Source organism: Streptomyces sp. NPDC051104 (assembly GCF_040682835.1).
Taxonomy (GTDB): domain Bacteria; phylum Actinomycetota; class Actinomycetes; order Streptomycetales; family Streptomycetaceae; genus Streptomyces; species Streptomyces cynarae.
On sequence record NZ_JBFBBS010000003.1, the window covers coordinates 143850 to 156012 of the forward strand.

Sequence of the window (12163 nt, forward strand, 5' to 3'; positions counted from 1 at the left end):
GAGCCGCGACCAGGAGCAGAAGGGGGAGGGCGAATCGGATGCCGCAGGCCGAGACACCAGGCATCGGGGTGGGCCCGCTGACCCGGCTGCGCTGGTGGACCGAACTGCCCCTGATCCTGGTGGTGTACGCCTCGTACTCCGCGGGCCGGCTGCTCGCGCGGGGCGACGTCGGCGGCGCCGTCGACCACGGCCTGGCGATACTGCGCCTGGAGAAGCTCCTCCACATCAACGCCGAGCATCCGCTGAACCGTCTCTTCACCCGCGAGGCGTGGCTCGGCGTGCCCGCCGACTTCTGGTACGCGTCGCTGCACTACCTGGTCACCCCCGCGATCCTGATGTGGATCTTCAGGCGCCGCGCGGAGCACTACCGGGCGGCCCGCACCTGGTTGATGACGTCCACGTTCATCGGTCTGATCGGCTTCTCCCTGATGCCGACCTGCCCGCCGCGCCTGCTCTCCGCGGGCCACGGGTTCGTCGACACGATGGCGCAGTACAGCTCCTACGGCTGGTGGGGCGGCGAGGGGAGCGCGCCTCGGGGCCTGGGCGGCATGACGAACCAGTACGCGGCGATGCCGAGCCTGCACGTCGGCTGGGCGTTGTGGTGCGGGGTGTTGCTGTGGCGGCACGGCCGCTCGCGCTGGGCCAGGGTCGTGGCGGTCGTGTATCCGCTCGGGACCACGTTCGTCGTGATGGGCACCGCGAACCACTACCTCCTCGACGCGGTCGCCGGGGTCGCCGTCATGGGCGTCGGCTTCCTGCTGAGCCGACCGGTGATGCGGGCGGCGGACGCGGTCAGGGCCTGGCTGCGGGCGCGGTTCGCACCGGTCGCGGAGCCCTCGTCCGCCGCAGGTTCCCCAATTGTCAGTGCCGGATGCCAGACTTCGGCGGGTGAGCGAATTCCCCGACAGCCCCTCTCCCGCCCCCGGCCGGGAGCCGGGCCGGGTGCCGCTCCCGCGGACGCGGGGGACGGCGCTGCGGCAGCGGCTCGCTGAGCTGCGCGGGCCGTCCGTACAGCCCAGGGCGCTGGACGCGCGCGCCCTCGCCGCGCTCGCCGCGAACCCCGGGTGCCGGCGGCGCGCGCTGCTGGACGGCGCCGGGATCGACAAGGCGGTGCTGGCGGGCGCGCTGGGCGCGCCGTCGGCGTTCGGCCAGTCGCAGTTCGCCTTCATGCGGGGCAACGCGTTCGAGGCCCGGGTCAAGGCGGACGGCGGTGCGGAGCTGCTGCGTCTGGTGCGCGAGAAGCTGGACCCGACCGCCGACGCCCCGGAGGGGGCCCTCGTTCCGGACCTCGCCGCGGTCGGCCCGGAGGGGCGCGCGGCGCGTACGGCGCTGGCGTTGCGCGAGGCCACCGAGGCGCGCGGCTGGGCGCTGCTCGACCACCCCATGCTCGCCCTCGACGTGGCGGGATCGCCCGCGTTCCTGGAGCCGGACGCGGTGGTGGTGCACCCGGACGGCAGCTGGACGGTCGTGGAGATCAAGTCCTTCCCGCTGCTCGACGGTTCGGCGGACCCGGCGAAGGTCGGGGCGGCCGCGCGGCAGTCCGCGGTGTACGTGCTGGCACTGGAGGAGGTCGCGGAGCGCCTCACCCCCGCACCCGTCGTACGCCACCGGATCCTGCTGGTGTGCCCGAAGGACTTCTCGAACCTGCCCACCGCGTCGCCCGTCGACGTCCGCAAGCAGCGCGCGGTCACCCGGCGCCAGCTGGCCCGTCTCACCCGCATCGAGGAGATCGCCGACGCCCTCCCCGAGGGCACGTGCTTCGCGCCGGACCTTCCGCAGCAGGAGCTTCAGGCCGCCGTGGAGTCGGTCCCGGCGACGTACGCGCCGGAGTGCCTGGCCGCCTGCGAACTGGCCTTCCACTGCCGTGACCGCGCCCGGGAGCAGGGCGCGGTGGCGGCACTGGGCCGGTCGCTGCGGGCCGAGCTGGGCGGGCTGACCACGGTGGACGACATCCTGGCCGCCGCCCACGGCACGGCCGGGGACCCGGACGACCCGGCGGTGGCGGCCCTGCGCCGGGCGGCGCGGCTGCGGGCGGAGGCGCTCGCCGGACGGGAGGGCGCCGTATGTCCCTGATCACCACCCTCGCCCGCCTGGAGGCCGTGCGGACGGGCCGGGCCCAGCCCGCCGCCACCGTCCGGCACCGTCACCTGTCCGAGCGGCCCCTCGTCTTCGTCCCGCTCATCACCGCGGGCGAGGCCGGGGCACCGCTCGGCGCGCTCGTCGGCACCGACCGGGACGATCCCCGGCTGCTGGTGGTGCCGCAGCCCCGCGACCGCGACCTCAGGTTCGCGTTCCTCGCCGAACTCGCCGACGTCGTCCTGCCCTACATCGACGCCCACGCCGACACCGTGGAGCCCGCCGAGCGCACCGAGACCGACCCGGAGACCGGCAAGCGCGTCAAGGTGGAGGTCGAGCTGTGCGCCGACGCCCCGCAGCTGATCGTGCCGAGCCGGGCGGGCATCGACTTCGTACGGCTGCTGGGCCGCTCCATGCGGTTCCGCCGCACCGCCGAGCAGGACCCGGAGACCCCGCACCCGGCGCCCCCGCGCGTGCCGCTCCTCGGCCGCTGGCTCACGCACTTCGGCGAGCGTGCCCGCGTCCCCGGCTCCTCCCTGCTGCTCGCGCTCACCGATCTGCTCGGGCGGCACTGGGCGACCGGGCAGTCGAACCTGGAGGACCAGCACCTGGGCGCGCTGCTCGCCTGGATCGACCCGCCCGAGGGCACCTCGGGCGCGGATGCTGCGCTCCGCGCCGAACTGGCCCGGGACGCGGACGGCCAGCTGCTGTGCCCGCCGGCCGGACCGGCCACCGACCCGGCGTTCGACAACAAACTGCTCGCCCCCGCGATCGAACGCTACGACCGCGCCCGCACCCGGCTCGCCGCCGCCGAGGACGGCGTGGAGGCGGACTACCGCTTCGATGAACTCACCTCCGCCGAGCGGGAGATCCGCGCCCTGGTGGAGAGCCGTACGCGGCCGACCTGGGACGCGGTGTGGCAGGGGCTGAACCTGCTGCGCGCGCTGCCGGAGGGCGCGCATGTCGATGACCGCTGGACGCGCGATCGCTGGTCGTTCACCGGGCACCGGGACCGGGTGGCCGCCGGGGAGCCGCCGCAGCCGCGCCACGACGACGCGGTCACCGCGGCGAACAAGCTCGCCACGCGCGAGCGCGAACAGGCCCGCCTGGACGCCCAGGAGGCACTCGACGACCCGCTCGTCATGGCCGGGCGGCGGCTCGCCGGGGAGGCGTTCGCGGGCGAGGTCACGGAGGTCGTGCTGGCGTACAGCGAGGGCAAGCGCCCCAGCCCGCGCCCACTGGTGACCGTACGGACCGAGGACCGGCCGCACCTCGGGGAGCGCACGAAGGTGTACCGGTCGCTGGGCGGGAAGCCGCAGGCGGCGGAGTTCGTGGGCCACGAGGGGGACGGCCTGCTGGTCCTGCGCATCGTCGACAAGATGGGCCGCGGCAAGGAGCCGGAGCCCGGGTCGGTCCCCGAGAAGGGCGACCACGTGTGCTTCACGCTCTTCGAACACGAGCAGCGCGGCGGGGCCAAGCTGCCCGACCCGGAGGACACCCCGTGGACGCACGGCGGGCCGCCGGGTGAGGGCGAGGCCGTACCGCAGCCGGATCCGGTGACCGAGGAGGACGTGCTGTGACCGTGTTCGCCCCGCCGGGCAGGGACTTCGACCCGGGGGCCGCGGCCGCCCGGGCCACCGAGGCGATCCTGCGCGACACGCTGCACGGCACGCACAAAGGGGTCGTGGTCGACTCGCCGCCGGGCGCCGGGAAGTCGACGCTCGTCGTCCGGGCCGCACTCGAGCTCGCCTCCGCCGGACGGCCGTTGATGGTGATCGCGCAGACCAACGCGCAGGTCGACGACCTGGTCGTGCGGCTGGCCGAGAAGGAACCCGACCTCCCCGTCGGGCGGCTGCACAGCAGCGACCCGGACCCGTACGACAAGGCGCTCGACGACCTGCCGAACGTGCGCAAGTCGGCCAAGGCGGGGGACCTGGCGGGCCTGGACGTGGTGATCTCGACCGCCGCCAAGTGGGCGCACGTCAAGGACGTCGAGCCGTGGCGGCACGCGATCGTGGACGAGGCGTACCAGATGCGCTCGGACGCGCTGCTGGCGGTGGCGGGCCTGTTCGAGCGCGCGCTGTTCGTCGGCGACCCGGGGCAGCTGGATCCGTTCGCGATCGTCGGCGCGGAGCAGTGGGCGGGGCTGTCGTACGACCCGTCGGCGTCCGCGGTGACGACACTGCTGGCCCACAATCCGGAGCTGCCGCAGCACCGGCTGCCGGTGTCGTGGCGGCTGCCGGCGTCGGCGGCGCCCCTGGTGTCGCACGCGTTCTACCCGTACACGCCGTTCCGCAGCGGCACGGACCACGGGGACCGGCGGCTGACCTTCGCGGTCGCGTCGGACGGCTCGGGCCCTGACCGGGTGATCGACGAGGCGGCCGAGACCGGCTGGGGGCTGCTGGAGCTGCCCGCCCGGCACACCCCGCGGACGGACCCGGAGGCGGTGCGGGCGGTCGCCACGGTCGTACGGCGTCTCCTCGACCGGGGCGGGGCGGCGGCGTCGGAGCGTGCGGAGCAGCCGGCGCCGCTGACCGCGGACCGGATCGCCGTCGGCACCGCGCACCGGGACCAGGCGGCGGCGGTGCGCTCCGCGCTGGCGGACCTCGGGGTGCCGGACGTCACGGTGGACACGGCCAACCGGCTGCAGGGCCGGGAGTTCGATGTGACGGTGGTGCTGCATCCGCTGTCGGGCCGCCCGGACGCGACGGCGTTCCACCTGGAGACCGGCCGCCTGTGCGTGCTGGCATCCCGCCATCGGCACGCGTGCATCGTGGTGTGCCGCGCGGGGGTGACGGAACTGCTGGACGACCATCCGTCGACGGAGCCGGTGCAGCTCGGGGTGACGGTGAAGTTCCCTGACGGATGGGAGGCGAACCACGCGGTGCTGGCGCATCTGGCCGAGCACCGGGTGGCGTGGCGCCCGTGACCGGCCCCAGCCCCGGGCGGCCTCGTCCTCAAGCGCCGGACGGGCTGGTTTTCGTCGGCCGGCGCTGGAAAGTCACCCCTCCGGCACGCGACGGGGCGAAACCAACCCGGGCCGGGACGGCGCACCCGGTCACATCCCGGCGCCCTTGCGTCGGCGCGCGACAATGGACGGTGGCCCACCCGAACCGGGCGCCACCCGAACCGTACGAGGAGGACAAGACATGGCGGAGCCCACGCCGCGTCGGAACGAGCCGCGGCTACGCCCCGCGCCCTTGCTCTTCGAGCCCGCGGAGGCGGCCTCCGACCCGGAACACTTCTTCGACCTGGAGTCGATCGACGACCCGCGGGCGCTGCTGGCGCGGGCCACGGAGCTGACGCAGGCGTTTCGCGCAGCCACGGACCGGGCGGTGGAGTACCAGGCGATCGCCGCGGCCCAGCTCGCCGACCCGCGCCGTTTCGACCGGCTGACACCGGCGGCGATCGCCGAGCAGGCGGAGTGGACCGAGGACTACGCGAAGAAGATGGTGGAGTTCGGGCGGGACCTGCTCCGCGGGGTGGACTCGAACGGGCCGGAAAGCCTGGGGTGACCAGCCCGGCCCCCCGCAGCGCCGATTGTATCGAATGATCATGCGGCATATGCCCGGCCGCACCTTACCCCTTCTCACACCCTTCTGTCCCCGTTTTCCGCAACCCTCGGAGACCGACCGCTCACGCCCGGTAGATCTGGCCCCCATGAGCAGTCGAACGCCGTCCATCGAAGCCTGTCACGACGTCTGCGGTGTCACCTCCGAGGGCGCCGCCTGGCTCGCCTCGGCGGGAGCGAATCCGCGCAGCACCCTCGCCCTCTGGGCGGACCGCCCCGCCGCCCCGGTGGTCCTGCCGTGCGGCACCGCGTTCGACGTCGTCAACACCCCCGCGATCTTCGGACGGCGGATGCTCGACCGGCTCTGGGACGAGGGTCCCGGCTCCGGACCCGTCGCCGTCCACAGGGGCCGCACCCTGCTGTTCACGGCACCCGGCACGGCCCGGCGGCTGCCGGCGCTGCTCGACTGGGAGGAGTGGGGCGGCCGTACGACCAAGGTCCCGCCACTGTTGTGCCACGGGGTCGGCGACGCGGTGACGGTGCCCGCCGTTCACCCGGCCGCCCCGGCCCACCCGGCCGCCACCAGGCTCGATTCCCGCTGGCTGGTCGCGCCCGACACTCGTCGGCCCTGGCTGCCCGGGCCGGAGGTCGTCCTCTGGGCAGCCGTCCGAGCCGCCCGCGCGGCGGCCTCCGCCCCCGTACGCATATCGATTTTTCCTCCCGTCGACCAGGGTGCTAAGGTCTACGACGTCAGCAGGCGCCGCTAGCTCAGTTGGTTAGAGCAGCTGACTCTTAATCAGCGGGTCCGGGGTTCGAGTCCCTGGCGGCGCACGATGGCGATGGCGAGGCGTGTTCGCGGAAAGCGCGAACCTCCTCGCCATCGTTGTTTCTGCGCGGCTTCGCCGCGCGTTGTGGGGGCTTCGCCACCCACACCCCCTTCAGGTCGGCTGCCGTCGCCGCCTGGCGTGCACGGCACCGTGTTCCCCACTCGCACGCCCCGATCCCGAAGCGCGGTCGTGCCCTGTCTGTGCGGCGAGTGCAGCACATCTGCGTTTTCTGTCGCACTCCGGGAGAGACACGTCCCGGCGACTGCGACGACCTCCGCGCCCCCACCGGCCGCACACCGCTGCCCGCCCACCGGCCGCACGCCGCTGAACCCACCCGGTGTGTGGGCGAGACGCGACCGCGCACCCGCGCCCCCGGCACAACGCAGCCCACCCGCATGCCGCCTACCTGGGCACTTCACCCCCGACCCCACCCCACACCGCCCACCCCCACACAGCCCTCACCCCTTCATGATCCGCACAGTCCACCCCCCAGAAGCCGTCCTCCCCTCCACCTCCACCCGCACCCCCTCACCCGGCACCGTGAAGGTCTCGCCCTCCCGGATCGGGGCGTCGGCCAGAGGCGGGTACACCGACGTGCCGGCGCAGGCCGAGCTGTGCGGGTGGGCGTCCAGGACCTCCACCGGCCCGCCCCCGGACTCCGTCTCGCCGCGCACCCGGTAGACGAGGACCCCCTGGGTGCAGGCCGCGCCGTCGTTGCCCACCGCCCCGCGCGCCTCGATGGCCAGCACACTGTCGGGCCCCGTCCGCACCACCGCCAGCTTGGTGCCGTGTCCCGACCCGAACGCCTCCACCCCTCGCGCCAGCGCACCCGCCGCACCCGCGCTCACCGGCACCTGCGGCACCCCGGTCGGCCCCGCGGCCACCGGCTCCAGCGTCAGCCGCGTGCTGCCCGGAGCCCGTACGCACACCACCTGACTCTCGTCCAGCCACCCCAGCTTCCACTTGTGCCAGGCGAAGAGATCCGGGGCCAGTCCGAACTGGCTGCCCATGAGGTCCCAGTCGCCGACGTAGGTGTCCCAGTCCCCCTTGCCGTCGGTCGGACGGTGGTACAGGTCGGGCAGGTCGAACACATGGCCTGTCTCATGAGCGAGGACGAGCTGGTCCGGCGGATGCTTCTCGAAGACCGTGACCACCCGGCGGATGTCCCTGCCGTCGGCCCGCAGCGGGGTGTCCAGGTTCACCACCTTCGTGGCGTCCGAGTCCACGCCGGGCGCGTCCGGGTCGGCCACGAGGTACACGACGTCGTACCGGGAGAAGTCGACGTCCTTGTCGGCCGCGGCGAGCGCGTCGCGCAGATAAGTGGCCCGGCTCTCGATGCTCCAGTCGCGCCGTATGGCGTAGGAGGTGGACGGGTGCGGCATCCTGATCCAGTGGTCCACCGGATGGGGGCGCAGCGTGAACCGGCCATAGGACGCGCGTTCGAAGAAGCGGCTGGTGTCCGGGAAGTAGTCACCGGTCAGCTCGGTCGGCGTGGTCCCCGGTGTCGCGTCCGGGAAGGACAGGAAGACCAGGACCGCGTCCAGCGCGCGGGTGGGGCGCGTGTAGGCGGCGTTCCAGGTGTCGACACCCTCGGAGTGGTGCGCCCGGCTGCGGGCGATCTGGCAGACCGCGGCCAGGGGTTCGGCCAGCGCGGGACCCGTCACGAGCGAGGTCGCGACCAGCGCGGTCATCGACGTGGCGAGGGCCGCGCTGCTGCGCAGGACGGGCGACGCGCCCCAGGCGAGCCCCTTCAGGGTCTCGCGGGTGAGCCCCGTGAGGGGGAGCGGACGCGGCACGTCGACCTCCGGGTGCGGTTCTGGGAACTCCACTCCCAGCCTGGTCTTACTTGTATGACTACGTCCTGTTTGTCTGCCCCGGAAGGGTGAGAGGCCATCAGCCAGGGGATGGCAGGAGGGAACCGCGACGGCCGCGGGAGGGGCAGTGCGGAGCGGGAGCGCACGACGGCGCACGAGCGCCCAGGGGGCGGCCGACGTGCGCCGACGCCCCCAATACTCACGGAACGTCACAACGACGGGCGGCCTGATGGACCGGGGTCCGGCACGGGCAGAAACGATCTGTCAGAACACGTGCTGGCCGCGGGACACTGGACATCGGCTGGAAGGCCTTTGGGTCAGCCTCTATGATCGGCACACTTTCCTGCACGAACACGGCTTGTACGGCCGCCCCCCTTGCGGCCGTCGACCCCGACGAGACCCAAGAGATCCGTACGAAGAACGAGTGCACTGCGGGAGCGAGCGGTGAGCGGAACGTCCGATGGGCCGGCGCCCGCGGCAGACCTCGTCGGCCCGGCCATCACAGAGAGTTACGACACCACGTCATCCGGTACGTCCCAGCCATCACCCCTTTCCGACGACCCACCCGTCACCTCCGAAGACCGACTCCTGACCCCGCCCGTCGACGCGGCATCTCTGACCCCGCCCGTCGACGCGCCATCCCTCACTCCGCCCGTCGACGCACCGCCCCTCACTCCGCCCGTCGACGGACCGTCCCTCACCGCTGCCGTCGACGCACCACCCCTCACCCCTGCCGTCGACACACCACCCCGCACCCCCTCCGCCGGGCCCCAACCGGTCTCGTTCGGCGCCGCGTTCACCGTCGCGCCGCTCGCCATGGTGGTCGTCGACCGGGAGGGCCTGGTCGTCACCGCCAACGAGACGATGGGCTCACTGCTCGGAACCGGCGCGGAAGCACTGGTCGGCAAGGTCGCCGCCGACCTGCTGGACCTGTCCTCGGACGCTCGCACCTGGCACGCCTACCGCGAGGTACTGCGTGGTCGCCAGGCCAAGCTCCGCTGCACGCGCCGCGTCAAACACCCCGACGGGCACTCCCTGTGGGTCCAGGTGACCGTGACGCCGCTGCCGGAGGCCGAGAAGGCGGTCCTCCTATCCGTCGCCGACATCAGCGCCCGACGGGAACTCCAGGCCCGGCTGCGGCACTTGCAGATGCACGACCCGGTGACCAGGCTGCCCAACCGGACGCTGTTCTTCGAACGCCTGTCGGCCGCGCTGGAGGCGGATTCGTACGAGGAGAGCGGCACCGGCCGGATCGGGCTGTGCTACCTGGACCTCGACGGCTTCAAGGCGGTCAACGACACCCTCGGCCACCGCGTCGGCGACCGGCTGCTCGCGGCCGTCGCGGAGCGCCTGACCCACTGCGCGGACGAGGCCGGCCACGGGCGGCCCACCACTCCCCTGGTGGCCAGACTGGGCGGTGACGAGTTCGCGCTCCTGGTGGAGGACTCCACGGGCACCGAGCAACTGGCCGAACTGGCCGAGTCGGTGCTCAAGGCGATCCAGGAGCCGTTCGACCTCTCCGGACAGCGGCTGTCGGTGTCGGCGTCCATCGGCGTCGTGGAGCGGCACGCGGCCGGCACGAGTGCGACCGGTCTGATGCAGGCGGCCGATACGACGCTGTACTGGGCGAAGGCCGACGGCAAGGCCCGCTGGACGCTGTTCGACCCGGAGCGCAACGCCCACCGGATGACCCGCCAGGCACTGTCCTCGGGGCTGCGGCCGGCCATCGAACGGGGAGAATTCGCCCTGGAGTACCAGCCGTTGGTCGGTATGGAGGACGGGCGGGTGCGCGGGGTGGAGGCGCTGGTGCGCTGGCATCACCCCCAGTTCGGCACCTTGACGCCGAATCGGTTCATCGGACTGGCGGAGGAGGACGGCTCGATCGTCCAGCTCGGGCGCTGGGCGCTGAAGACGGCCTGCCGGCAGGCGCGCCGCTGGCAGCTGGAACGCCCGAACGAGCCGCCGCTCTTCGTGAGCGTGAACGTGGCGGTGCGTCAGGTCTGGGACTCGGACCTGGTGGCGGACGTGGCCGAGACCCTGACGGAGACCGGACTCGCACCGCACCTGCTCCAGTTGGAGCTGACCGAGTCCGCGGTCATGGGATCGGCCGGCCGTCCGCTCCAGGCCCTCCAGGCCCTCAGCGAGATGGGGGTGCGCATCGCGATCGACGACTTCGGCACCGGATACTCCAACCTTGCCTACCTCAGCCGGCTGCCGGTGTCCGTGCTGAAGCTGGACGGGTCGTTCGTCCGGGGTTTCCAGTACGAGGGCACGGACGCGCATCCGAACCCGGCCGACGAGGTCATCGTGGAGGCCATGATCCAGCTCGCCCACCGGCTGGGCCTGACGGTGACCGCGGAGTGCGTGGAGACCTCGGCCCAGGCCACCCGCCTGCGCCGCATCGGCTGCGACACCGGGCAGGGATGGCTGTACTCACGCCCGGTGCCGCCGGACCGGATCTCGGAACTGGTCGAAGGAGAAGGCTGCCGCAAGTGAGCCCGTCTGGGTCCCCCCTGCTCGAAGAGCTTGGGGGAGTTTGAGGAGGAGGCCGTCAAGGCCGATGGGGGTCTGCGGGCGCAGCCCCCAGGGACGGCACCCCGGCACCGGGAACCTCAAGCCGTCGCGGGCAACCCGTACCCGTCCGCGATCAGTTCGTACGACCGCAGGCGTACGTCGCCGCTGTGGGCGTTGGACGTGAGCATCAACTCGTCGGCGCCTGTGCGCTTCTGGAGGTCGTCCAGGCCGGAGCGGACCTCGTCCGAAGTGCCGTGGACGACGTTGGCGTTCCAGGACCCGATGAACTCCTCCTCCATGGGGCTGAACTCGTGCACCTCCGCCTCCTCCGGTGTGGGTACGAGGCCGGGACGGCCCATGCGCAGCCGGAGCATGTTCAGGGCGGCGGCCCGGACCTGGCGGCGGGCCTCCTTCTCGTCGTCGGTGGCGAGCGCGGAGACGCCGATGAGGGCGTACGGCGCGTCGAGGACCTCGGACGGGCGGAAGGAGTCGCGGTACAGGTCGAGCGCCGGGATGGTGTTCTGCGCCGAGAAGTGGTGGGCGAAGGCGAACGGCAGGCCGAGCATGCCGGCCAGGCGGGCGCTGAACCCGGAGGAGCCCAGCAGCCAGACCGGCGGCCGGTGCGGGGACTGCACGCCGCCCGGCGAGGTGGCCTGGACGGGGCCCGGGACCGCGTGGATACGGGCGTAGGGGTGGCCGTCCGGGAAGTCGTCGTCGAGGAACCGGGTCAGCTCGGCGAGCTGCTGCGGGAAGTCGTCGGCGCCCTCGTTCAGCCGGTCGGTGCGGCGCAGCGCGGCGGCCGTGGCGCCGTCCGTGCCGGGGGCGCGGCCGAGGCCCAGGTCGATGCGACCGGGGGCCATGGCCTCCAGCGTGCCGAACTGCTCGGCGATGACCAGCGGGGCGTGGTTGGGCAGCATGACACCGCCCGAGCCGAGCCGGATGCGGTCGGTGTGGGCGGCGAGGTGGGCGAGGATCACCGCGGGCGAGGAGGAGGCCACGCCCGGCATGGAGTGGTGCTCGGCGACCCAGTACCGGTGGAAGCCGCGGGCCTCCGCGAGCCGGGAGAGGGCGACGCTGGTGCGCAGGGCGTCGGTGGCGGTGGTGCCCGCGCCGACGGTGACCAGGTCCAGTACGGACAGGGGGACGGGGGCGGTGCCCTGTGCCGTGCCTCGGATCTCGTCCACTGCTGTGCCTCCCGCGTGAGCGTCGCGTCTCTCGCACGGCTAACAGGAGACGGTCTCCGGTTATTCCCGCCATGCCCCGGAAGATCTCGGTGCCGGAGGCCCCCACCCCGGGGACCCCACCCGGAGGCCCCCACCCCGGAGAACCAGACTCCGAGACCCCGGGCCATGAGGCCCCCACTCCCGAGACCCCGGGCTCTGATCCCCGGACCCGGCCCCGCAGACCCCGGCCCCGCAGAC

At 73.2% G+C, this 12163-nt stretch carries 9 protein-coding genes and 1 tRNA gene; 8 read left to right on the top strand and 2 right to left on the bottom strand.

Annotated features, from left to right (window positions below; genetic code table 11):
- The first annotated feature begins 38 nt into the window (after positions 1-38).
- From AB0N14_RS07275 to AB0N14_RS07305, 7 genes are all read left to right on the top strand, one after another.
- Positions 39-992: a phosphatase PAP2 family protein gene (locus tag AB0N14_RS07275; protein WP_366024719.1), complete on the top strand. Its 954-nt coding sequence runs from the start codon at positions 39-41 to the stop codon at positions 990-992.
- On the top strand, positions 943-2073 hold the full coding sequence (locus AB0N14_RS07280) for a hypothetical protein (RefSeq protein ID WP_366024867.1): 1131 nt from the start codon (positions 943-945) through the stop codon (positions 2071-2073). The genes AB0N14_RS07275 and AB0N14_RS07280 overlap by 50 nt, the downstream gene beginning before the upstream one ends.
- Positions 2064-3656, top strand: a complete 1593-nt coding sequence (locus tag AB0N14_RS07285; protein ID WP_366024720.1) for a hypothetical protein — start codon at positions 2064-2066, stop codon at positions 3654-3656. Before AB0N14_RS07280 ends, AB0N14_RS07285 begins: the two co-directional genes overlap by 10 nt.
- Positions 3653-5005 carry an AAA domain-containing protein gene (locus tag AB0N14_RS07290; protein WP_366024721.1) on the top strand — a complete coding sequence of 451 codons (1353 nt, stop codon included), beginning with the start codon at positions 3653-3655 and terminating at the stop codon, positions 5003-5005. The genes AB0N14_RS07285 and AB0N14_RS07290 overlap by 4 nt, the downstream gene beginning before the upstream one ends.
- Positions 5006-5225: 220 nt before the next feature.
- Entirely contained in the window at positions 5226-5591 is a 366-nt protein-coding gene (locus tag AB0N14_RS07295) for a hypothetical protein (protein ID WP_366024722.1), read from the top strand.
- A gap of 145 nt (positions 5592-5736) precedes the next feature.
- A complete protein-coding gene (locus AB0N14_RS07300) occupies positions 5737-6354 on the top strand; it encodes a bifunctional DNA primase/polymerase (protein ID WP_366024723.1) in 618 nt (205 codons plus the stop codon).
- Positions 6345-6418 (top strand) — tRNA-Lys (locus tag AB0N14_RS07305). Before AB0N14_RS07300 ends, AB0N14_RS07305 begins: the two co-directional genes overlap by 10 nt.
- A gap of 454 nt (positions 6419-6872) precedes the next feature.
- Here the strand turns inward: AB0N14_RS07305 and AB0N14_RS07310 are convergent.
- Positions 6873-8243, bottom strand: coding sequence for a M6 family metalloprotease domain-containing protein (locus AB0N14_RS07310; RefSeq protein WP_366024724.1), 1371 nt, complete (start codon positions 8241-8243; stop codon positions 6873-6875).
- Between the two features lie 801 nt (positions 8244-9044).
- On the opposite strand from AB0N14_RS07310, the gene AB0N14_RS07315 reads away from it, so the two are divergent.
- A complete protein-coding gene (locus tag AB0N14_RS07315; protein ID WP_366024868.1) occupies positions 9045-10724 on the top strand; it encodes an EAL domain-containing protein in 1680 nt (559 codons plus the stop codon).
- A 116-nt stretch (positions 10725-10840) separates the two neighbouring features.
- On the opposite strand, the gene AB0N14_RS07320 is transcribed toward AB0N14_RS07315, so the two are convergent.
- Complete coding sequence (locus tag AB0N14_RS07320) at positions 10841-11926, bottom strand: LLM class flavin-dependent oxidoreductase (protein ID WP_366024725.1); 1086 nt, start codon at positions 11924-11926, stop codon at positions 10841-10843.
- Between the last annotated feature and the right edge of the window lie 237 nt (positions 11927-12163).

Bases quoted from the DNA above. Each gene is read 5' to 3' on its own strand.
- AB0N14_RS07275 (WP_366024719.1), top strand. From the start codon at position 39: ATGCCGCAGGCCGAGACACCAGGCATCGGGGTGGGCCCGCTGACCCGG.
- AB0N14_RS07285 (WP_366024720.1), top strand. From the start codon at position 2,064: ATGTCCCTGATCACCACCCTCGCCCGCCTGGAGGCCGTGCGGACGGGC.
- AB0N14_RS07295 (WP_366024722.1), top strand. From the start codon at position 5,226: ATGGCGGAGCCCACGCCGCGTCGGAACGAGCCGCGGCTACGCCCCGCG.
- AB0N14_RS07300 (WP_366024723.1), top strand. From the start codon at position 5,737: ATGAGCAGTCGAACGCCGTCCATCGAAGCCTGTCACGACGTCTGCGGT.
- AB0N14_RS07315 (WP_366024868.1), top strand. From the start codon at position 9,045: ATGGTGGTCGTCGACCGGGAGGGCCTGGTCGTCACCGCCAACGAGACG.